We start from the raw sequence: 23,987 nt of genomic DNA on the forward strand, positions 1-23,987 counted from the left end.
CTACGCGAGGCGCTGGAAATATTTCGCCGTCGCCTGGCTGCGCGAATGCACGTGCAGTTTCTCGTAGATGCGGCGCGTGTAGGTTTTCACCGTGAACACGCTCAGGCCCAGCTTGTCCGCGATTTCCTTGTAGAGGAAGCCTTGCGCCAGCATGCCGAGGATTTCCTGTTCGCGCTCGGAGAGGGCGGCGATTTCCTGGTTCGCCCCCGCCTCGGGCGAGCCCGCCGGACCAGGCGCGGACGCCGACGGCTGCGCGAAGGAGTGCACGACCTTGCGCGCGATCGCGCTGCTCATCGGCGAGCCGCCCTCGTGCACCTGCTGGATGCCGGCGATGAGTTCCTCGCGGCTCGTGCTCTTGAGCAGATAGCCAGTCGCCCCGGCGGCGAGCGCATTGAAGATGTTGTCCGTGTCGTCATACACGGTGAGCATCAGGAATTGCGTTTGCGGGAGCAGGGGCTTGAGACGCCGCACGCATTCGACGCCGCTGATTTTCGGCAGGTTGATGTCCATCAGCACGACGTCGGGCTTTTGCGCGGGCAGCGCGGCGATGGCGCTTTCGCCTTCGGGAAAATCGCTGACGAGCCGCATCGCGGGCGCATGGCCGATGATGTTGCCGAGTATCCGGCGCGTCTGCGAGTCGTCCTCGACGATGGAGATGCGGATGGGTCCGGCGGAGGCATCGGGCGCAGGGTGTGATGACTCGGGGCTCATGGGGCGACTCTGGCAAGGGGAAGCGTCAATACAACCTCTATTCCGCCGTTGTTCCCCTCGCGCACGGTGGCTTCGCCGCCGATGGCCGCAAGGCGCAGCCCGAGGTTGCGCAAACCGTGCCCGCCTCCGCCGGCGCCGGCGATTTCACCGTCGGGCGGCATGCCGCGCCCATTGTCGGCGACGGTCAGGGCGAGCGCGCGCGAATCGATCTCGAAGGTGACGGTCACCTCGGTGGCGCGCGCGTATTTGGCGGCGTTGTTGAGTGCCTCCTTGAAGGCGAGCAGCAGGTCGTGGCGCACGCGGCTGCGCACGGCCAGGTCCGGCAGTTGGGCAGGAGCGTGCATGCGGTAGCGGATTTTCGCGAGGCTGAGGAAACGCTGCGCGTGGCTGTCGAAATAGCTGACCATGCTTTCGAGGTTGTCGTGGCGCGCGTCGAGCGCCCAGACGATCTCGTTGATTGAGCGGGTGATCGCAGTGGTGGTCGCATGGATTTCATCGAAACAAACGCGGTCGGCCTCGCGCTGCGCCTCCGCGGTCGGCGCGTCGGTGGCGGCGGATTGCGAGAGCAGGCTGATGCGCGTGAGGCTCGCTCCGAGATCGTCATGGATGTCGCGCGCGATGCGGGTGCGCTCACGGTCGATCGAGGCCGCGCGCTCGGTGCGCTCGAGTCTGCGACGGAGGCGCCGGTAGGACCATGCGCGCACACCCGCGACCAGGATGGCGGCCAGCACAAGCGTCAGCGCAACGCGAAACCAGAGCGTTTGCCACCAAAACGGAACGACGATGAGCGTCAGCGATGCGCTGCTTGCGGGATCGCCCGCCGCCGCGCCATCGCCGCCGTCGCGGGCGGCTTCGTCCCACCTGCCCTCGTCGTCGGCCGCCTCGATGCGCAGGCGGTATTTTCCCGGATACAAGCGCGGGTAAACGAGCCTGCGGGCCGTGCCTGCCTCGATCCACTCCTCGTCGAACCCATCGAGGCGGTAACGAACGGGCGTGCGCTCCGGCGCGGTGAAATTGAGCGCGGAAAACAGGAACTCGATGCGGCGGTTGTCGGAGCGTATGCGGGCCTCGGGGCGCGCCGCGGATGCGCCGCCGGGGGGCATGACCACGCCGTTCACTTTCACCTGGTCGATGAAAACCGGCGGTTTGCCGCCGCTGCGCAGGATGCGCGGGTCGATCTCCAGCACGCCGCGCCGCGTGGTGAACCAAAGCATGCCGTCGCGGCGTTTCCAGCAATGAGGCTGGTATCCATTCAGGCATGACAAATGTTCGAGCCCCTCGTTTTTCCCGAACACCGCCGCGTGAATGCGCCGCGTGCGTCCCGCCGTGAAGTCCATGACTTCGCGCCGCTCGACACTGAATATGCCATACGACGAGCCAAACCACACGCGGCCGTGATCGTCGAAAAGCATCTGCGAAACCGCGTCATCGGGCAGGCCGCATACCTTGTCGATATGATGCTCCCCCACCCCGGGCGCGGCGCCGCCGGGTGCGACCATCACATATACCCCGGCGCCACCGGTGCCCACCCACACCGTGTCCTGCTCATCGACGAGCAGGATGCGCACGGGCGCGAGCGGCGCGCTGCCGGGGGCGCGCAACGATTCGAACCGCGGGCGTGCCGACTGGGACAAACGGAAAATGTTTCCGCCATTGGTGCCGACCAGGATGCGGCCCGCAGAGTCCTCGGCGATGCAGCTCGGGCGCTGCCCCTCGGGAAATCCCGACGCGGCATCGAAAACGGCAAATCCACCCGGCCCGAATCGTCCAAGTTCGCCCGCGTCGCCGCCGACCCACAGCTCATTGGCGCGGCTCACGAACATGACGCGGATGTTTTTGAAGGGGACCGGATCGACACGCCGGAATGTCTCTCCGGAGACATCCGTCTTGAACAGCCCGGTCCCCGCCGTAAACCAGACGCCGCCGTCGCGATCCGGCGCGACGCGCCCCGCCGCGCTCTTCGGCCACTTGGGAAAAGCGCGAAAAACCTCGCCGTTCCTGACGCGCGCCATGCCGCCGTCGCGATTGGCAAACCAGACGCTGCCCTGCGTGTCCTCGCAGACCGTGAACGTGAGATCGTCGTCGAGACCGGCATTCGAGTCATAAAGACGGAAAAGTTTCGCGTGCAGGCGGTCGAGTCCGCCGCCGTTGGTCGCGAGCCAGATGTTGCCCTCGTTGTCCTCGCACAACGACCGCACCGTGCGATGCGAAGCGGGCGCGATCTGGAAACCGCTCCCGTCGGCCTTGACCACGTAGGCGCCCTGGGAGCGCGTGCCCACCCAGAGGTTGCCGGCGCGGTCTTCCGCCAGCTCGTGCACATAATGCGCGCCGAGCAGACGCGACAGCGGCACGTCGTTGATGATGCGCCGGCCATCCCAGCGCCCGGCCGCGTCGCGCGTGATGATCCACGGCTTCCCGCTGCGGCTCGAGGCGATGCACACATCGCCCTCGTCAGAATACGCCGTCGCCGATGCCAGCGTGATCACGCCGGCGCGCGCCCCGGCCGTGCTGTCCGGAGCGGTCTCCGGACTAAAATGAAACAACCCCGCCCTGCTCGCGATCCACAGGCCATCCTCGCCGTCATCGGCAAACGTGACCGGATTGACCGCGGGCGGTTTTGCGTCGCCCAGCCGGACCTCGACCACGCGCCCATCGCGCAATCGTTCCAGCCTTCCATCGGAAAAATTCGCCCAAAGCGCGCCGTCCGCCTGCACGAACAACGAGGCGATTCTCCCCTTCGAGAAATGATTCGCGACCGGCGACTCGCGCATCTCCGCGCCCGTCCATTGCCAGATGTCACCATTTCCATATGCGAACAGCAGGCCGTATTCCGGATGATGCACGATGGCCGGGACGCCGCGTGCCGCCGCGCCCGGACTGGAACGCGGGCTTGCGGCGAATCCCGGCTCATCCGGACGCTCCGGGGGCGAGTAGCTGTCGAAACGCAGGCCATTGAAACGAGCGATGCCGCTCTCGGTCGCCACCCAGAGGTATCCCTGCGAATCCTGCACGACCTCGTGGACAACCTCGTCCGGCAAACCGTCGCTCACATGCCATTCGCGCAACGAGTATTCGACGGCCGTCCCGGCTGCGAACACGCGCGCGGCCACGATCACCAAGGCCAGCGCGGCGGCGCAACATGCCACGGGCGGACGGGCGAAGAAACGACCGGGGAAAAACGAAGATGACATCAGGGGAGAAAAACTTGTCATGCGGCGAAACCGTGCGCGGCACACGCGGGCAAGTTGTCGCCCGCTTTGTCCAACGAGACAAGTTTTTCCTCGGCCCCCGCCGAAGACTCAATGATTCATACCAATTTCGAATGGAAATTATACTTTAGCAGCCTCTGTCTTTTTGGAGAGATGGCCTTCGTGTCGTCCTTCCGCGTGGTTTGCGTGGCACGGGCGTCTCACCCGTGGGATTGGGTGGCATGGGCGAGACGCCCATGCCACCCGATCCGAACGGCACGGAGGTCGTCCCTCCAAAAGGATAAATCTCGTTTGGAAATGGTATCACAAGGCAAAGAAACAGCGGAACACTGGAGCGCGGAGACATGGCCATGCTTGCGGCCCTCCGTGCCTTCCGAGCCATGGGTAATCCTGCCCTTGTCAGGTGCTCTAAATAACCTCGACGGTATGGTTGTCCACCCAGTCCCAATCGATTTCGACCCCAAGGCCCGGGCCGTTCGGGACATGCTGGCAACCGTCGGGATGCACGCGCAGCGGATCGTTTTTCAGGCCGAAACGGAACATGGGATGATGACTTTCCAGAAACCGGGAAAGCCGGGTGGCGCAACCGACGTGGAGATTCGCGACATCGTGAAGCGGCGTGGCCGCCGTGTGGATCTCCAGGCCGTAGCCCATCATCTCACACATGCCCAGCGCCTTCATGATGCCGGTGATCCCGCCCTTGTGATGCGCGTCCCCGCGCACAAGATCGACCGCTCCGCCGATCATGTAATGAGGCAACTCGAAAAGCGACACCGTCTCCGCGGCGAGCACCGGGGTTCGGATCGTATCCGACAGCTTTTTCAACATGAGCACGTTGGCATCCGAAAACGGTTCCTCAAACCATTCGTAGTCGAGCTCGTCGAGCACATGGCCGATCTTGAGCGCATCCTCAAACATCAGCCCGGCCGCCGCATCCACCATGAGGGGATAACCGGGGCCGGCGACCTCGCGCGCCCGGCGAAGCCGGGGAATGTCACGGGCCGCGCCGCCATTAAACTGCAGCTTCACCCCGGCAAACCCCTGCTTGATCTTGTCGGCCACCGCTTCGCCGACCTCATCGGGTGTCGTGATGGTCTGGGGGGCGCATGTCGCGTAGAGGGGCACCCGGTCGCGATACTGCCCGAGCAGCGACGCTATGGATTGTCCGGCCACCTTGCCCTTGATATCCCATAAGGCGACATCGAGCGTGGACCACATGGATGGCGTGACATTATAGAGATGGCGCTGCTTCGCGCGCAGGCGCTGCCATATTTTCTCATGATGCAGCGGGTTCTGGCCCAGCAGGTCGATTGAATATATATCTTTCAGCCCATAGGCCGTGGCCCGCCCCTGGCCGAGCGGACAATACTCCATCGTGTATCCTTCGACGCCCTCGTCGGTGCCGACGGTGACGAGGGGAAAATCGAAATAGGGAAAATCATCAGCCGGAACAGGACGCGGCGCATGCCAGAGCTCGGCGCTGCGACGAATCAGACGAATCGAAATGGAGTTAATTTTCATGGCGGGGAGTATTATTTTGAATTGGCGGGCCGGATTGAAGCCGATGCCAGCCAATGAACCGCGCTTCCGGCCCTCAATCACAACAAAGTGGTATGCTCGCCATATCACTCATCGCAGGTTGCCGCGCAAGGGACTCTCCCCCACATTATGAACACCGCAAAATCGCAACGGACCATTCCCATGAAAATGCCCCAAAATACTCGGCGTGATTTTATCAAAACCGCGGCCTTTCTCGCCGCCACGCCCCTCTTCCCTCCCCTGTTCGCGCAAAGCGCGGGCACCGCCGCCGCCAAACCGCCGTCCCCGGCCCAGCAACTGGGGCTCACTCCCCGATGGCGCAACTACATGGCGTCCCTGAAGGGCAAGGGGCTCCTCGGAATCCTGCCCGTGCTGGCCGCTCCCGAGGGAGATATCAGCCACCTGGGTTTTCCCGTGGCCACGCAACTCTCCGACGGACGCGCGGTGGTCGTTTTTCATCGTGCCGAGGGAGGCCACATTCTGGCCGGGCGTCTGACCGAGCGCCCGATGCCGTCGGGCCGCTACGCCATCACGTCCGATGATCTGCTCGCCTGGCATCCCGCCGATCCGTTTACCGCCCGCAACCGGCTGGGCCCGCCGGATGGCATGCACTGTGTCGGAGCCGCCCTCAAGGCCGACGGGAAGGAGCGGGTCGTGGCCCTTGCCACCGGCGTGCCAAAACAAGTTTATGTGTCGGATGATCGCGGCGAAACCTGGCGCGCCGTGGATGGGGCGCTGGCTGGGAAGCTCGACGGCGCGGCTCATTGCGGGCCGCGTTTGATCCAGCATCCGGAATTCGGTCTCGTGGCGGCGCTGGGGCAGCAAAAGAATCCCTCGGCCCGCCGCAACTGGCTCGTGCGCAGCCTCGATGCCGGCGAAACCTGGGAGCAACGCGTCTGGGTCAACACCGCGCACGCGCGGAGCGTCGAGCCCGCCGTCGCCACCTGGGGCGACGGGCACATGGTGATGATTTCCCGCGAATATGTGCAGGATTTTGCCCTCAACGAGGAAGGATATTACTGCCATACCCAGCATGTATATAGGCATACGAAGGGCGCTCCATTCTCCGAGGTCAGCTTTACCACCGCCCGAACCAATATCGCGGGCAATCCCGCCTTTGGTTTCGACTGCCACGACACCGCCGATGTGAGTTACAACCCGGTCACAAAGCGCATCGAGTGCCTGCACAGCCACCGCCGCGGCGGCGGCGAGGGGCGCACCGGCAAAACCGATGACAAAAACCCGGCAAACCGGGTCAACACCCTGAACCTATGGAGCATTTCTCCGGATGAACTGCTCGCCGGCTCCAGCACGTGGCGTTTCGAATGCACCCTGGTCGAGCGCCAGGGCTACAGTCGCAACTCCGAGCGCGACGGCATGCACCCCGGCGGCACGATCATCGACCTGAAACGCAAGCAACAGCATATTTTCATCTATGCCGGCTGGAGGCGGAAACCGTGCAGCATTTTCCGGCTCAGCCGCACCCTCGACACCCCCGCGCTCGCGGACGCCTGGCGAAAGGCCAGGCTCGCGTGATATTATGGGAAACCGCCAAAAATCCAGTTTAATAACGCGAAGGGCGCGAATAATATAGTATTTTTCTAAACATTGGCGCAAATGGTAGGGTGAGGCATCCCCGCCGAGCCGCGGCTCTGCCGGAGAGCTTCGCCCTACCGGTGCTGCCCCGTCAATGTTAAATGAAAACACTATACCAAATGTCGAAGCCGGTTCTTCGCGTTTATTCGCGTCCTTCGCGGTTTTAAAAGTTTGGTCTATCCGCGTTTCTCTGCGGTTAACCCGTCCGCGTTTTTGGGATTATATAAAAGCCTCGGGGAGTTCGGCGCGGGCGGTTGCGCCGATCTTCCTCGCCAGGTCGTCCGGCGCGAACCCATAGGGCCAGCGCAGCCGCGTCGTGAGCCCCGGCAGCCAGCCTCCCGCCACCGCCGCCGTCTTGTCCGCCGCCATGTTGCTCAAGCCGTGTTGGGTGATCACCGGCGCGATGTTCCCCGCCCAGAACGCCGCGATGCGTTTGCCCAGCGCGGCTCCCGCGGCCGGGTCGCTCACGCAGAGTTCGTACCAGCGCTGCGCAAACTTCGGGCTCAGGCAGGCCACGTTGGAATACGCCCCGTGCGCGCCGTGCCCGAGGCCGACGTGCAGGAAGTGCCCGGGGATGAAAATCGAAAGCCGCGTCATGAGCGGGCGCATCGCCTCATACCACGCCTCGTCGCCGCCGGGCACCTTCATCCCCGCCACGCCGGCGACGCGGTCCGCGACCTTCGCCCACTCGGCGGGCGTGAGTTTGCGTTTCGCGTGCGGAGGATTATACACGATCAGCGGGATCGGCGCGGCCTCCACCGCCATCACTTCGAGAAAGCGCAGGATCTCGTCCAGGGTCGGCGGGAACCAGTCCGGCAGCGTAACCTGGAAGGCCGACGGCCGCAATGCCTTCGCGCGCCGGAGCCGTTCCCGAGCAGTCTGCGCGCACGGGTGCGCGGCACCGACCTGGAAGGACATCCCCGCGGCGTTGCACTTTTCGGCCAGGAGCGCGTTGATTTTGTCGAACTCATCCTCGGTCTGCGCATAAAACTCGCCCGCGCTTCCGTTCGAGTAGATGCCGTTGACCTTGGCGGTTATAAAATAATCCACTTCCGCAGACAGCAGCTCGTAATCGATGCTGTCGTCGGGCCGGACGGGCAGGAGCAGCGTGGCCCAGTTTCCGCGGATTTCGGATGAGGATAACGGATTCATATAGTTGAAGATTGAAAATTGTTTTTAACCGCAGATGGACACAGACAAGAAAGTTAAATCCCAACAAGAATGATTTGATAAAATGGTTTTTAATCTGCGTTTATTCGCGTTCATCCGCGGTTAAAATTCCGCTCAGTTGTTTTTCATCACCGTGTTGCGCAAGGGCTCGCCCGCCTTGAATTTTTTCAGATTGTCGATGGCGAGGTCGGCCAGCCGCTCGTGCTCGCGGACACCGCGCCCGCTGCAATGCGGCGTGAGCAGGCAGTTAGGCGCGGTCCACAGCGGGCTGTCCGGGTTGAGCGGCTCCTCGGTGAACACGTCGAGCCCGGCAAAGGCGAGCCGCCCGCCGTGCAGCGCGTCGGCGACATCGGCGGCGACATAATGCGCGCCGCGCGCAAGGGCGTAGAAGCATGTGCCGGGGCGCATGGCGGCGAAGATTGTTTTGTTGAAAATGCCCGTGGTCTGCGGCGTCAGCGGCAGCACGCAAAAAACGTGGTCGGCCTTCGCGACAGCCTCGCCGAGGCGCTCGATCGGGAAAATTTCCGATGCGAGCGGATGCGTCGTTTTTATATCCACGCCGATGACATCCATGCCGAGGCCGCGACAGCGGCTGGCGATTTCGGTGCCGATGTTGCCGAGACCGCAGACCAGCGCGGTGGCGCCGGCGATCTCGCGATAAGGCGGACGGCGTTCAAAGCGTTTTTGCGTTTGGTCCACGGCGTGCTCCGCGAAGTGGCGCGCTCCGGCGAACATGAAGGCGATGCCGTGCTCGGCCACCGGAATGGACATCGTCCCCGCCGCGTTGCACATCACGAAATGCGGCTTGGTCTCCAACCCCTTGCCCACGTATTTTTCAAAACCGGTGCTCCCGCACTGGAAATAGGCGATGCTGCTTTCCAGCACCCATTTCGGCTCCGGCCAGCCCAGCGCGATGTCGCTGCGGTTGAGCTCCGCCCGGGCCTCGGCCTCGGGCGTGTCCTGCGGCAGCCAAGTCAGCTCCACCTCCAGCTCCGCGCAGGCTTTTTCAAAGCGCGCGCGCGGCGCGGCGTCCGCATAAAAGGCGTCGTGACTGGCGTATAGTTTCAGTTTTTTCGTCATGGGTCGGAATAGAGGAAAAGTTTCTTGTTGAACCGCGAAGAATGCGAAAAGGGATTTTTATAACCGCGAAGGATGCGAAGAAAGACAACGCATCGTCGGAAATCCTCTTCGCGCCCTTCATGTTCTTCGCTGTGATATCAAATGGTTCCACGTCATTCAATAATCCCAGTCGTCGGTGCGGAATGGAAAAGCGGGAAGATTCGAGCCATTATATAAAATGGCATCGGGCGTATTGTGCCACGCGTAGCGGACGGCAACGGGCTTGCGCACATCGGGAGAACTGACAATGACGGCGTCCCCATCAACACGGGCCTGCGCGGCAGCGAATTTTCTGTCGCTTCCCGCAATTTCAAATGACACGCCTCCCTGCCCTTTTCTCAACTCCAGCCCGGCGGCATGCCCGAAAGACAGGCAGATCGTATCACGCTCGATTTTATGGGACGCGAACACGGGGCCGGAGTACTCGATATTTTCGCCATATGTCAGCGCACGCGCGACAAGTGACAGCCTGCGGCCCACTTCCTGTTTGTTCAGGGGATGCACATTGGAGGGGTTGCCAATGTCAATGGCGGTGGCCATGGCCGTCTTTGGAAACATGAGCGCCTTTGCCTGGGCTTCGCGGATATGCACATAAGTCTGCTGCTCGGGCGGTTTCGCCCCATAATTGGCAAGCTGCACAAAATAAAACGGGAAGTCGTGCTGCACGAAATCCCGCCGCCATTGCGCGATGAGGGCGCCGAAAAGCTTTTCATAATGCTGCCAGAACGGTGCGTTGCCTTCGCCCTGATACCAGATGATACCGGCAAATGCCAGCCGGTGCAGCGGGGCGACCATGCCGTTGTATAAACCGGAAAGCTGCGCATTGGTGCCGGGCCCCTGCGGGGCGCGGGGCTTGGGCGGCGGGGGCTTGCCGGCAGCTTGGGCGGCGGCATAATCGGCCTTCCATTTTTTAATCAACTGCTCGTATTTGGCTTTGCGCGCGGGATAGGTCTCGACGTAACGCTGCCAGCGCGCGCGGATGGGCGTGAAGACCGGCGCGGCCAGCACGTCCGCGCTCATCCACGACTCGATGGCGGTGCCGCCGACGGCAATGTTCACCAAGCCGACGGGCACGCCGATTTCCGGCTGGAGATCCCGGGCGAAAAAATAACCCGCGCCGGTGAACGCGCCGACGGTCTCCGGCGAGCACACCTGCCAGCCGGCGGTCGTGCGCACGTCGTCGCCGGGCTCGTCCTTCACCATTGACGGCACGTGGAAATGCCGGATGGCGGGATGGCTCGCCGCCGCGATTTCCGCCTCCGCATTCATGGATTCCCCCACGGTCCAGCGCATGTTGGACTGGCCCGCGCAAATCCACACATCGCCGACGGCGACATTCCGCAGGCGCAGGGTGTTGCCGCCTTTCACCACCAGTTCGCCAGATGCGGAGGGCGGCAGTGCGGGGAGAAGGGCGAGCCACTTGCCGTCCTCGCCCGCCGTGGCCACCGCCTCATGCCCCGCATAGGCTACGGTGACTTTTTCGCCGGAGGCGGCTTTGCCCCAGACGCTGACCGGACGCCCGCGCTGGAGCACCATGTTGTCGCCAAACACGGTCGCGAGCGCGACGTCGCCGCGCACGGCGACGACCAAGAGGGAGAACACTGCAATCAGCAGACAGGGGAGCAGATTTTTCATGATTTATATAAGCGAACCAATATCATTTGGCCCATCATAACGATATTGATGGAGTGCGATGAAAGCGACCAGTGGCACAGCGTTCCAGAAAAAGCCGCAGGCATGGTCAGCCGCAGTTAAAACGAACTCACCAGGGAGAGCGTCCAGGTGCGGGGGGCCTGAAGCGAGGCGCGGGTGTTGTAGGTGTTGTAGAAGTTCAGGTGATCCGTTGCGTTCGAGAGCTTGAAGGCGACCGACCAGCGCACTTTCCGGCTCGTCCGGAAACCATAGGACACGCCCGCGTTGATGCTTTGATACGAAGGCACGCTCCACATCGGGCGGTCGGCCAGCGCGGTGCTGGCTTGATATTGCAGGACGGTGGAGGACCTCCAGATGAAGCCGAGGTTGAACGACAGTCCCTTGAGCGCGCCGCGCCGGATTCCATACCGGCCGAAGGCGGAAAAGGAATGCATGGGCGCGTAATAATGGCGCGCGCCGGTGTCCTCGTTGACGCAATGGTTGTAGCCATAGCCGCCGAACAGTGACAATTCCTCGGAGGCATTCCATTGGAAGTTCATCTCCGCGCCGCGGCTGCGCAGCCCCTTGATGAGCCCCCAGCGGGTGCGCGAAATGTTGGAGCCGTCGGGATTGACCGCATACTCGATGTAGGACTCAGGAGTGTTTTTCTGGTTGATGTCGTAGTAGCTTAGCAAGGCGGAGAACTTGTCCTTATACACATATTTCAACCCGATCTCGTTTTGATCGGCAGTCATGGAGTCCAATGGATCGCTTTCCTCGCCGTCATCATCAACCTGCGAGTTGGGCTTGTAGGTGAAACAGTGGTTGGCATACAGCGTCCACGCCCTGTTTTTTGTCAGATGCCATACCAGTCCGACGCTGTGGGTGAACTTGTCCTCGGTGATGGTGTAATTGTCCTCGGGAGAGGTCGCGTAATCCCGTGTCTGCTTGAAAGTGATATAGCGCAGTCCCGCCTGCAGGATGAGGCGGTCCGGCACCAGCGTGATCAGATCGCTCGCATAGGCGGAGAGCGAATCCATGTCCTGGGTGTAATCCGTGAAGGGCTGCGCCTGAAAATTCACCTCGGGTATCGTCCGGCGCCGTTCTCCGGTAAGCATGCTGATGGAAGGGAACGGATAGAGGCCCATTTCCGGGTTGGCGGTCTGGTCGCTGTTCAGGGAGCGGAGTTGCAAATAATCCCAGCGGCCCTTGTCCCAGCCCAGGCCGGAGACCATTTTGTGACCGAGGCCGAAGGTGGGAAACTGCGCGATCAGCTCACCGCGCAGACGGTAGTTGAGGCAGTCGGAGTCGTTTTGCCGGAAGTAGCGGCGCACCCACGCGTCGTCCTCCGTCATGGTGACGATCCAGCTTTCAATCAGCGTTTCCTTCGACTCGATCTTGCGGGACTCGGCGTTGGCCATGGCGCGGAAGATGAGATTTCTGGAGAACTCGTGGCGGAAGTCGGCGTAGAATATATTGCGGTAAACATTGCGGAAGTCGCCCGGCTCGGCCAGGTAGCGGCGCGGGTTTACACGGTGGCGGATGCCGACATCGGAGGGGTCGATGCGGGTGACGATATTGAGGATGTCACCGCCCCAGACCGGAAATTCCCAGTTGGCGGGCTGCTTCTGCTTCTGGAACGTATATTCAACCATCAGGATCGTGCGCGGGGTGATGTTCCAGGAAATGCCCGGCGCGAAGACGACGGAGTTGCGTTGCATCCCATACCACGTCTCGCCGTCGCCCCACATGGCGTTGATGCGGTAGGCGTATTTTCTGGGGACGACGGGGGAATTGTCGTCAACCGCGACGGAGTAGTAACCCTCGGAGTCGAGGCCGGCGGTGACTCTGGTGAATTTGCGGCTGGTGGGTTTTTTGGAGACCCGGTTGATGGTGCCGCCGAAGGCGCCGGTGCCGTAGAGCACGGCGTTGGGCCCCTTGAGCATTTCCACACGCTCGGTGTTGACCAGTGTCTGGGAGCCGAGGCCGGGGATTTGCTCGAAGCCGTTGAAGTAATTGGCGCCGGAGCGGAGCCGCGCGTTGCCGCCGATGCCGCGCATGGTGAAGTCGTCGTTGTCGCTGTAGGCGTTGACGGTGGGGTCATACATGGCGACGTCCTCAATGCTCTCGGCCATGATGTCCTGGAGGAACTCCTGGTTGAAGACGAGGATGCTCTGGGGTACGTCGGCGATGGGAACGTTCATGCGCGTGGCGCTCTCGGCGTTTTGCGAGATGTAGCCGACGTCGCGGCTGCTGGTGACGTCGAGAGCCTGCATTTGAAACACCTCCTCGTCGGGCGCGGTGGTGCCGCTGGCGGTCGTTTGTTGCGACCATGCGGTGGGAAGAAAACAGACAAGCAGGGCCAGGGTCGGCGGAAAGTGAAGAAAGTGAGGTTTCATGTTTTTCAAGATTGTTTTTTTATTGAACAGAAGAAAACGAAGGGATCGAAGAAGACATTTTTATATTATGGTATGTCAGGCATCTCGCTTCGCTCGGAACTTGGTTATCTTTGTTTTCTTCTGTTCAAAATAATGGTTTTATAAATTCACGCTACCAGCTCCAGGATGCGCCAAGACTGACGGTGCTGCGGTCGAGGTCCTTGCCGATCTCGTAGTCATAGGCGAGCGTGAGGAACGCGCTGCCGGTGAGCGCCACGCGCAGGCCGAAGCCGAGGTTGAGGCGGTCCCGGTCATACACATCGCCCAGGATCGTGACCGACTCGTTCACATCCTCGGCGAAGCGGGCGGACAACACCGTGGCCTCATCTTTCAGCGCGCAACGCCAGCCTGCGAGGAGATTGAACATGCCGGGGGTTTTCCAGGGCGTGGTGAACTGCTGGGTGAATTGCAGGCTTGCAAGGCCCTCCACTTGGTCGGTGGTGAAGTCGTCCACGATGACCGCGCCGATGCCCTGCGGGGCGCTTTCGCCGTGGTCCTTGAAGGCGTAGTTCATATAGTGGACGGCGGCGGCGGGCTTGAGCGTGGCGCGGGACCAGAGAGGCAGGATCAGTCCGATCTCGCCGCCGCCGCCGAGGGTGACGGCCTTGTAGGAGCCGGAGACAAAGTTGCCGGCGCCCTCGGGACGCATGGTGTCGGCATCCACCGAGCCCGCGGCGAGGTCGGCGGCGAAATAAAACGCGCCGAATTTCATCGCGCCGTAGAGACCGAGCCACGGCTGGTCGGCATCGGTCACGGAGCCGTTGCCGGTTTTGATGGAGCTGCGGGAATAGCCGAGATGGCCGCCGAGCAGGAGGTGCTCGGAAAGCATTTTGTCATAACCCGCCATGCCGCCGCGCGTGTCGTCCTTGTGCCCGATCCTGCCGTCCCCGCCGTCGTAATCGGCGATGGAGGCGAAGCCCTTGAACCAGAATCCGTTCTCCGGAGCGCCTGGCCGGCGCGCGACGAGCGGCTGGATGAAACCCTCGTCGAGGCGCGAGTAAACCGCGCCGGTGAGGGCGGCGAGCGCGTCGAACGCCGCGACGATGTCGCGCCCGGGGTTGGCCGCCCAGTTGATGTTGACGGCGTAGAGGTTGTTGCCCTCGACGAGCAGGTCGAAGTCGCTGGTGCGCGGGCCGACATCGAGGCGCGCGCCGTTGTCGAGCACGCCGTCGCCAGTGGCGGCGAGCCAGAGCTTGCTGGAGGGCGCCTTGGCGAGTGCAACCACGGATTGGTCCTCCAGCACGAGCAGATGGTCAACGACGAGGAAAGGGGAAGTAGTCTTGATATCTGCAAAGGACAACACGGCCCCCGGCTGGACCGTGATTTGGGCGGCCTGCACGCCGGTCGTGCGCACATCCAGCCGCCCGCCGGTGTTGACGGTGGCGTGCGCGCCGGCGATGCCCCGCGCGCCGATGACGGCGGCACGCGCGCCACTGCGAACCTGCAAGGTGGAAAACGCGTTGTTCCCCGCGAGGTTCACCGCGCCGGCGCCGCCCGCCCCGATAACCAGCGAGCCGTTCGAAATGGAGCCGGCCAGCGTGGCGGCTGCCGCGCCGGCATTGCGCACCTCCAGGGCGCGGCCGCCGAGGTCGATGGCGTTGCCCGCGGAAAACTCCCCGTCGAGCTCCAGCACGGCGCCGGTGCTGCCGACCACGAGCGCGCCCGTCCCCAGCGCACGGCGGTCGGCGATCCGCAGCACGCCCTCCCGCAACGTGGTGCCGCCCGCGTAGTCGTTGGCCGTGGCCAGAACGAGCGCGCCGGCGCCGGTTTTCAGCAACGACCCCGCCCCGGTGATTTTCCCGAGCGTGTGGCGCACCGTGCTGGTGCCGGTGTCCATTTCCATCGCGATGCCGGCACCGGCGAGCTCGATGACGGTCTCGATGTCGGCGCCGCCCCGGGCGCGGAGGGTCGCGGAACCGGTGACGCGGAGCGCCGCCGTGCCGGTCTGGATTTGTCCGGCGCGGGAAAACTCCAGCGCCCCCGCGGCCAGCTCGATGCCGCCATGAAAAACATTGTCCTCGTTGGCCAGCACCAGCGTGCCAGCGCCCTTTTTGACCAGGCGCCCGCCCGCGCTCAGCACGGCGGCCTCGGCGTCGCCGCCGGCGTAGGCGGTGGCGATGATGCCGCCGCCGAGGAAGGTGGTGACCGCCGCGCCGTCCACGACGATGCCGCTGACGCGCGCGCTGTTGGTGATGGCGATGGTACTGTCAACGGCGGCGTTGAACACGACCGCGTCACCACCGGCAAATTTGGTGGCGGCGGCGGAACCCTGCCAGTTGTTGGCCGCGCCGTCCCATATGTTGCCGGACGCACCCGTCCATGTCATCACGCGCGCGGTGTCGGCGTAATAATCCACGATGAGGCTGCCGCCGCTGGAGACATCGGTCACGGTCTGCCGTCCGCCCGGCGCCGCCGCGACGCCGTTGAGCAGGAAGCTGTAGGGGACGGTGCCGCTGGCGAAGGAACCGAGGTTGTAAGTGCCGGTGCTGAAACCCTGCAAGTCAACCTTCACGGGCGCGGTGCCGGAGTAGGACAGCGCCTCCAGTTTGGTCGCATGGGTGCCGCCGAATGCGACGAAAGCGAGGGTGGAGTCGGCCAGGGCAAGGTTGCCGTTGATGGAGAGTTTTTCCGTCGCGCGGTCGGCGAGGCCGACCTGAAGGGTCGCCCCCGCCGCGACGGTGACGCTGGCGGTGGGGGTGGTGGTGACGGTGCCGCTGGTCGTGAGCGTGCCCGCGCCACCGAAAGTCGCGCCGCCCGCCACGGTGATTTTGCCGCCCAGTTTCGCGCCGTCGTTGCCCAGCAGCAGGCGGCCCGCGCTCACCGTGGTGTTGGCCGAATACCAGGAATTATCGGCATTTAATATCAAATCACCCGCTCCCTCCTTGTATATATTGGAGGTGACCACGCCGCTGGCGATGGAATCGACGGCCTTGTCCGCCCCGTCAGTGTCGCCGATGGCGAGGGTGACGCCGGCGCCGATGTTGAGATAAAATTTCGTGTTCACGCTGCCGGCGTATAGGAATCCGCCTCCGGCGGCGGCGGGGGCGAAGCTGGCGCTGCCGCTTTGCACATCCTCGATCGGGCGCACATCGGTGCCGCTACCGGCGAAATTGCCGGTGAAATCGTAGCGACTGACCGCGCCCTGCTGCGTGAGGTTGAGCGTCACGGTGTTCATCACACGCAAGGCGCCGCCGAGGGTGCCGGCCCAGTTGTCGTTGAAGGTCACGTTGTTCATCGTGAGCGCGCCCGCCGCGCTGTAAATCGCGCCGGAGTGATTGCGGGCGCGATTGGCGGTAAAGGCGACACGGGTCAACACGGTGTTTGCCGCCGCGCCGTTGTTATGAAACGCGCCGGCGTAGCCGTTGGCGCCATCATAGTTTGCGTAATTTCCCACAAACGAGCCGTCCGTGAGCGTGAGCGTGCCGGAATTGCGGATGGCGCCGGCGTTGCCGCTGTAGCAATCCACAAAGTCAACATGATCCAAATATGCAAGCGAGGTGGTGGCGTTGTTAAAAAAGGCGCCGGCCACCGCGACAGCCTGGCCATGCACATTTTCAAAGCGCGCGTTGGTCAGCCGCACCAAGCCGCCGGTGTTGCGGATCCCGGCAGCATGGCCTGTCACCCAGATATCCTTGAAGAGGGCGAAGCCGGTGAGGTCCGCCGCATCGGGATTGGGACCGATGGTGAGTGTGGTACCCGCCGTCATGTCAAACATTCCGCCGCTGGCGTCAAACGTGCCGGTAAAAGTGAGGGTCACGCCGTCGTTGATATAATAATCGAGCACGGACCGGCTCGCCGCGGTCATGACCGTGCGGTCGCTGATGATCTGGTCCTGCGTATAAACCGCCGCGCGGGCCAGCGGGGCGGCGGCAAACGCGAGCAGGCAGGACAGCGCGAGCGGGACGGGGGATATTTGCAAATGTTTCATGACGGGAAAGGGTGGGTTTTTATTTAACCACGGAGCAGCGGTATTAATGAACACCGCTGCTCCGTGGTTAATTTTTTGGTTCGGTTTTGTTTCACAGCGAAGACGCGAAGGGTGTCAAGGGACGCGAAGTTTTTGGGAAAAAGATTCTTTGCGCAACTTTGCGGGCTTTGCGTCTTTGCTGTTCAAAATAAATGGTTTGGTTTTAATGGTTACCAGTGAAGCCGGATGACGGCGTCGACGCTGTGGCGGCCGTAATCGGTTCCCAGCTCGTAATCGTAGGCCACGGAAAACAGGGCGTGCTTGCCCAATGCAAAACGCGCGCCGAGGCCGACCAGAAATCCATCGGTCTCGTAGCGGTCGGCCGTGGCATCGAAATAGCCGCCGCCGTCAACAAAAGCGCCGGTCACCGAGGTCTCCTTGTCGCCAAATGAAAAACGCTTTCCGACGAGGAAGTCCACCATGGCAGGCCGGTTCCACGGGGCCGTGAATGCCTGCGTGAACTGCACGCTCGCAAACCCGTCCCGGCGGTCGGTGGTGAAATCGGCGATTTCCACCGCGCCCGGGCCGGTCTCCGCCTGGTCCTTGTATTTGAAGCGCATGTAGTGGACAGCCACGGCGGGCTTCACCGATCCGCCCTCCCACGTGCCGAGCGCCATCCCGAGTTCGAGCGAGCCGCCGAGGGTGCCGGCTTTATACGAGCCCTTGGCCTGGCCGCCGCCTTCGTTGCGGATGGTGTCGGCGTCGAACGCGCCCATCATGAAGTCGCCGGCGAGATAAACCGGCCCCATCCGCCAGGCGGTGTAAACGCCGCCGTGCGGCTGGCCGGCATCGGTCTCCGCACGGTTGTCAGTTTTGATCTTGGTGCTGGCGTAGCCGGCATAGAGACCGACGAGGAGCCGGCCAAAAACATGATCGTAGCCGACCATGGCGCCGTAGGTGTCGTCGCGATGGCCGATCTTGTCCGCGCCACCGTCGAAGTCCGCGAAGGAACCGATGCCGCGCAACCAGAAATTGTTTGCGGAATCACCGGGCCGGCGATCAAGCACAGGCAGCAGGAAACTCTCGCTGAGACGCGAATAGACCGCGCCGGTGGCGGCGGACATGGCATCAAACGCCGCGGCGATATCCTTGCCGGGATTCACCGCCTGGTTGAGGCCGGCGATGATGAGTTCGCCGTTTGCGGCAAGCGGCACGATATCGACCCCGGCGTTTTGCGCCCCTGCGTCGAATGCTGCCGTCTCGATGCCAGGCAGCGCGCCTGCATCAATGAGTTTGTATTGTTTGCCGCTGGCAAGCGCCACGCCGCCCAGCGCGATGGTGGCGCTGCCGGCAAACGTGACCGAACCGCTCGCGCGCAGCATGGCGGAGTTGGCGTTGAGCGTGTCCGCGTTGGTGAAAAGCAGCACGCCGCCGTTGACCGCGACGCTGCGCGCGACCGTGTTGATCGTGGCGATTTCGAGCGTGGCATTATTCACCTCGACATCGACGCCGGTGCCGCCGAGCGCGCTGTAGTTGCCCGTCGCGATGAGGCGCGCGCCCTGGCTGACGATGACGCGACCAAGCGTGTTCGCGCCCGTGAGCGTGGCAGCGCCGGCGTTGGCGACGGTGAGCGGGCCGGAGCCGTTGATCGCTCCGGAGAAAGTCGAGGCCCGTCCGTCGGTGTCGATCACGAGCGCATTGGCGCCGAGTTCGATGGCATTGGCGATCACAAGCTCATCGGCGGCGGTCCGCAGACGCGCCGCCGAGCCGGTGGCCCGCAGCACGCCCGATCCCAGGGCGCCGGACGCCCCGGCGGCGAGCGTGCCGTCGGCAATCTCGGTGGACGCGTGGCGGTTCGAACCGGAAAGGACAAGCTCGCCGCCGCCGGTCTTGATGAGTTTGCCCGCCCCAGAGATATTGCCCTCCCAAGTCGCACTCGCGAAACCCGCCACATTAACCGCCCCGTTCGAGCCGCCCACCTCAAGCGCACGCGTGCTGTTGAACGCGGATGCGAGCGAAAGCGCGCCGCCGTCGAGGATGACTTCGCGATGCGCGGATTGGAGACCGAGCTGGCTGTCATCGGAAACTTCCAGCGTGCCGCTGAGCACACGGGTGTTGCCGACATAAAAATTGCCGCCGGTCATCCTGGCCGTGTTGCCCGCGCCCGCGTCGATCACAACAAAGACACCTTGTTTGCTGGCGTCGCCCGCACTGCCGATACCGAAGGCCGCGTCGCCCGCGCCGAGAGTGATTTTGTCATTGCGTCCGATCACGCCGCCACTGCTGCCGCTGAACGTGAGCCGCGCCCAATCGTTGGCACCGGCCTCGTCGCCGGTGTAGGTGGTGTCGGAGAGATCGAGCCAGCCGCCGTTAAAATCAAAGGCATGCACGAGATCGGCGGGCGATGCGATGTCGCGCAAAAAGACAAATCCGCCGTCGATGCGCGTGGCGCCATGCCCGAGCGCGGCGCTGCCGGAAAGCGTGAGCGAGCCCGCGCCGGTCTTTACGAGTGTCGCGGCGGCATCGGCGGCGCTGCTCGCGCCGTTGTAGGTGAAAGAGTGTCCGGCATTCGTCACATCAATGATGGCGGTGGCACCGGCAGCGAGGGCGAGATCGCTGGAAAGCGTGGCACTGGCAAGCGGCCTGAGCGTGGCGGAGCCGGACACCGTGATGGCCGCGCCCCCGCCGACACCGAGTTGCGCACCATCGGTGAACTCGATCGCTCCTGCGTTGAGGTCGATGCCGCCCCTGAAGGTATTGGCGCTGTTTTTGAAGACCAGAGTGCCGGTGCTGTTCTTGATGAGCTTGCTGCTGGTGCCGCCCGCAAGAAAGCCGGTGCCGTTGGAATACGAAACATCGGCGAGGATTCCACCTCCGTGGAAGGCATGGCTGCCGGTGGTGTCCACCACCATTTCCGCAACCGTCACGCCGCCGCTGCCGATGGTGATGTCGCGGGGCGCGGCAGCGTCGCCGAACGCGACCCGGTCGCCATCGGCAAAAAGTCCGCTGAATCCGCCATCGCCGGTCGACCAATTTGAGCCGGAGGCCGCCCATGTGCCGCTGGCAATGCCCTGCCACGTCAGCGCGCGGCTCGCATCGGCGGTCAGCTCCAGTTGAAGACTGGCGCCATTATCGGAAAGCGAACCGCTCTGGCGCGCGCCGCTGCTGATGTCGGCGCCGCGCAGCGTGAGCGTGGAGGACTTGAGGCCGGCGATGTTTTGCCCGAGATCATAGGTGCCGGAGAAAAACTGATCCAGATTTATAGTGTTGCCCGCGCTGCCTGCGTCGAGCGCCGCGACGTTCAGCCGGTCGCTGGTGCCTCCGCCGAGGATGGTGAAGTTGAGCGTCGCCCCGTTCGCCGCGAGCGTGCCGGTCGAGAGTGTCCGGCTCGTGGCATCCTCGCCGATGTCGAGGGACGACCCCGCCTCAAGCGTGACATTTCCAAACGTGCCGCTGCCGCCGAGAACCACGCCCGACCGGGCGATGATGGAACCGCCAAGCTGCGCGGAGGCACCGCGCAGGATGAGCGAGCCGGCATTGACAGTCGTGACCCCGGCATAGGCGGAACTGTCGGCGCGAAGCACGAGCGCGCCGCTGCCGGACTTGTTCAAGACCGCCCCGGCCGCGCCTCCGATGGTGTCCTTCGCGGCATCGACCCCGCCAATCACGAGCGTGGAGCCGGCGGCGATGTTTATATTGGCGGTGCCGCTGGCGGCTTGATATAAAAACCCACCGTCGGCGGCGGTGGCGGCGGCGTTGCCCTCGTAGGCGGTGGTGCCGGAACGGGTGACGGCGAGGTTGACGACGCCGAGGGCGTTGTTGAGCGCACCGCCTTTTTGCGCGGCGGTGTTGCTGGTGAAAACGGCGTCGGTGAGCGTGAGCACGGCGGCGGCAGCGCCGGTGGTGAGCGCGCCGCCGTGGGCGGCTTGGTTGCCGAGGAAGGTGGCGTTGGTGAGCGCGGCTGTGCCGGCCACGAGCATCACGCCACCGCCCTGCGCGGCGTCAACGTTGGCGGTCGCGGCGGAATTGTTTTCAAAAAGAATTTTGCCGCTGCCGCCAGCGGTCTCCGGTCCCATGATCAGCCCCGTCGCCGCGCCCACGTAGAAGAAACCGCTGTGTCCGGTCGCGCCCTCCGGCGCGGTGAAGTTTTTAATGGTCAGCATCCCGCCGTTCGCGACGAGGAAGCCGGCGTCGCGCTTGGTGGAGCCACCCGCCAGCAAGCGTCCGCCTCCATCGAACACAACGCCGCCGTTTATAATAATGCGCGCGGGGCCGACGCCACCGAAGGTCGTGGCCTGGGTGTTGCCATAATCAAGAACGTTCGTGAGCGCGCCGCCGAGCTGGCCGGTGCTGGAAATGGCGAGTTCGCCCTCGCGCAGGCTGATTTTTCCAAAACTGTTCACACCCGTGTTGTTTAAGGTAAGCCGGCCCGTGCCGGTTTTTATCAAAGTGCCCGTCACCGCGACGCCTCCACCGATAAAATTATAATCGGTGCTGCCGCTGACGTTCATGGCTGCCGCGGAAACCCCGCCTGCGGCGACCTCGATGGTGCGGTTTGCGCCCGTCTGGTCGAAGGTCACGGTGTCGCGGTTGATGAATTTCGTCACGCCCCCCGCGCCCGACCAGTTTTCCTGCTCGTGATTCCAGAGCGTGCCGGTCACCCCCGTCCAGATGAGCGCGACATTATCAAACGATGTTGTAAGTTGGAGTGTCGTGCCGCCCTGCACCGTGACCGCGCCGGTAAAATTGCGCCCGGCCTGCACATCGGTGACAACATTGGCCGCCCATGCCGCCACGTCGCCAGTGCCGCCGGTCCAGCGCGCGAGCGTGTAGGTGCCGCTGGCCAGTGCGCCGAGGCGGATGGTGCCGGTGCCGAGGACGTTGATATAATCGGCGACGAGCAGGTCGGCACCGGTGCTGCCGAACAAGTCATAATCGAGCGTCGCGCCCACCGCCAGCGCGAGCGTGCCAGCCACGGTCAGCGACTCCGGCGCGGCGCCGCCGGCGGCGCCGATTTGCAAAGTGGAGCCGGCCTGGGCGTCGAGCACGGTGAGCCCCGCCGCCGCGCTGTTCGTCATCAGCGTGCCCGAGCCTCCAAACGTGGCGCCACTGGCGATGGTGACTTTCCCGCCGAGTTTTGCGTCCGCGTTGCCCAGCAGCACGGTGCCGCTGGTGACATCAAACGAGCCGCGCCAATAGGAATTGTCGGCGTTTAATACCAGCAGGCCGCCGCCATCCTTGATCAACCTAGCCGCGCGCCCGGCAGCGGCATCCGCCGAAGCCAGACTGTCATGATTGACATTGGCGGCGGATCCGATGGTCAGCGAAACGCCGTCCGCTATATTAAAACGCGCCGTGCCACTGTTTGCGGCATAATAGAACCCGCCTCCAGCGGCGTTGGCGGCAAACGCAGCGGTGCCGCTGGTCATTTCCGCCTGGGATGGCGTGGCGTTCAGTCCGGCGAAATTCCCCGTGTAGGCATAGCTGGTGGTGCCACCCGAGGCCGTGAGGTTGAAATTGATGTTGCTACCGGCGGCGTGAGCTTCCACCGCCCCGCCGAAGGTGCCGGCCCAGTTGTCCTTGAAGATGACATTGTTCAATTCGATGCCGCCGGCCGGGGCCGAGGTGAGCGCGAGGCCGCCGCCGTAGGTCCCGGCGCGGTTGCCCTCGAAAAGAACGCCGGTCAGTCTGGTGCCGTCCGCCACGGCGCTGCTGACATGCAGGGCGCCCGCGTAACCGGTGTTGCCCGAATAATTGCCCGTGAACTTTCCGCCGGTCATATCCAGCGCGCCGGCATTGCGCATGGCACCCGCGATGCCGCCGCCGCTGGCGAGCACATGGTTGTCCTCGAAAGCCACGTTCACGAAAGTGGCGCTTCCATTGGCGTCCCTTATCATCAGCGCCCCGGCCACGCCCGCAGTCGCGTTGGCATTCCCCTTTATGCTCACATTCTCAAGATAAGCGCTGCCTGACATTATATAAATAGCCCCGGCCTGACTGGTGGTCACATTGTTAATGAACTCGCCATCAATCACTGACAGTTTGCTGACCGCCAGTCCTCCATCCAAGTAAATGGCGCCGCCGACGCTTGCACCGGCAGTCGAAGCATAATTGTTTTCGAACCGGACCTTGCTCAACACCAGCGTGCCGGTGCTGGCAATGGCCCCGCCCTGCCTGGTGGTGGCGGTGGTAGTGTTGCTGGCGAACAGCGCGTTGGCGATGGAGGCGTAGCCGGCGTTCGAGATGGCACCGCCATTGCCTCCGCTGACCGCGTTGCCCTTGAAAATCACGGTGCCGCTGGCGGCGGACGGCCCGATGGTCAGGGTGCCGCCCGCGGCGACATTGAGCGCGCCGCCGGCGGCAGCGCCGACGCCGGGCACGGCGAAGGTGAGCGTCACGTCGTCGGCAATCTCATACGCGCGCGACGCGCCGGCAACCACAACCTCCCGCGTCGTCACGGTCGAACTGGCGGTCACCGAGGTGGACTGCGCCGGCGCGGCGTGCGGAAGCGTTGCCGCCAGCGCCAGCGCAACCAGCAGGCGGTCACACCGGCGTTTCCCGGCATCGTTCCGAAAGATGGGCAAAAGGTGTTTTTTCATAAATGCGGTTATATAAAAAGATGCTGCTTTTTGGCCGCGAAAGCGTGGGAAGGATCGGGGGGATTTC

General features: G+C 63.5%; 11 protein-coding genes. 2 read left to right on the top strand and 9 right to left on the bottom strand.

Annotated features, from left to right (window positions below; genetic code table 11):
• From OH491_RS06195 to OH491_RS06205, 3 genes are all read right to left on the bottom strand, one after another.
• Positions 1 to 711, bottom strand: coding sequence for a response regulator (locus OH491_RS06195; RefSeq protein WP_068771838.1), 711 nt, complete (start codon positions 709 to 711; stop codon positions 1 to 3).
• Positions 708 to 3,902, bottom strand: a complete 3,195-nt coding sequence (locus OH491_RS06200) for a sensor histidine kinase (protein WP_068771837.1) — start codon at positions 3,900 to 3,902, stop codon at positions 708 to 710. Before OH491_RS06200 ends, OH491_RS06195 begins: the two co-directional genes overlap by 4 nt.
• 426 nt (positions 3,903 to 4,328) lie before the next feature.
• Positions 4,329 to 5,441, bottom strand: a complete 1,113-nt coding sequence (locus OH491_RS06205; protein ID WP_145928979.1) for a mandelate racemase/muconate lactonizing enzyme family protein — start codon at positions 5,439 to 5,441, stop codon at positions 4,329 to 4,331.
• Positions 5,442 to 5,621: 180 nt separating this feature from the next.
• Here OH491_RS06205 and OH491_RS06210 point away from each other — a divergent pair, with 180 nt between their 5' ends.
• The gene (locus tag OH491_RS06210; RefSeq protein WP_145928978.1) at positions 5,622 to 6,995 is read left to right on the top strand and encodes a hypothetical protein; all 1,374 of its coding nucleotides are present in this window, start codon (positions 5,622 to 5,624) and stop codon (positions 6,993 to 6,995) included.
• 279 nt (positions 6,996 to 7,274) lie between these two features.
• On the opposite strand, the gene OH491_RS06215 is transcribed toward OH491_RS06210, so the two are convergent.
• From OH491_RS06215 to OH491_RS06235, 5 genes are all read right to left on the bottom strand, one after another.
• Complete coding sequence (locus OH491_RS06215; RefSeq protein ID WP_068771834.1) at positions 7,275 to 8,207, bottom strand: dihydrodipicolinate synthase family protein; 933 nt, start codon at positions 8,205 to 8,207, stop codon at positions 7,275 to 7,277.
• Between the two features lie 132 nt (positions 8,208 to 8,339).
• Entirely contained in the window at positions 8,340 to 9,305 is a 966-nt protein-coding gene (locus OH491_RS06220) for a D-2-hydroxyacid dehydrogenase (RefSeq protein WP_068771833.1), read from the bottom strand.
• Between the two features lie 156 nt (positions 9,306 to 9,461).
• Complete coding sequence (locus OH491_RS06225; RefSeq protein ID WP_068771832.1) at positions 9,462 to 10,979, bottom strand: sialate O-acetylesterase; 1,518 nt, start codon at positions 10,977 to 10,979, stop codon at positions 9,462 to 9,464.
• A gap of 116 nt (positions 10,980 to 11,095) precedes the next feature.
• Positions 11,096 to 13,375: a TonB-dependent siderophore receptor gene (locus tag OH491_RS06230; RefSeq protein WP_145928977.1), complete on the bottom strand. Its 2,280-nt coding sequence runs from the start codon at positions 13,373 to 13,375 to the stop codon at positions 11,096 to 11,098.
• Between the two features lie 151 nt (positions 13,376 to 13,526).
• Positions 13,527 to 17,342, bottom strand: coding sequence for an autotransporter outer membrane beta-barrel domain-containing protein (locus OH491_RS06235; RefSeq protein ID WP_068771830.1), 3,816 nt, complete (start codon positions 17,340 to 17,342; stop codon positions 13,527 to 13,529).
• Between OH491_RS06235 and OH491_RS06240 the strand changes: the two genes are divergently transcribed.
• Entirely contained in the window at positions 17,341 to 17,571 is a 231-nt protein-coding gene (locus OH491_RS06240; RefSeq protein ID WP_145928976.1) for a hypothetical protein, read from the top strand. The two genes, OH491_RS06235 and OH491_RS06240, sit on opposite strands and share 2 nt — an antisense overlap.
• Here the strand turns inward: OH491_RS06240 and OH491_RS06245 are convergent.
• A complete protein-coding gene (locus tag OH491_RS06245; RefSeq protein ID WP_068771829.1) occupies positions 17,552 to 23,920 on the bottom strand; it encodes an autotransporter-associated beta strand repeat-containing protein in 6,369 nt (2,122 codons plus the stop codon). The two genes, OH491_RS06240 and OH491_RS06245, sit on opposite strands and share 20 nt — an antisense overlap.
• Positions 23,921 to 23,987 lie beyond the last annotated feature (67 nt).

Source organism: Termitidicoccus mucosus (assembly GCF_038725785.1).
Taxonomy (GTDB): domain Bacteria; phylum Verrucomicrobiota; class Verrucomicrobiia; order Opitutales; family Opitutaceae; genus Termitidicoccus; species Termitidicoccus mucosus.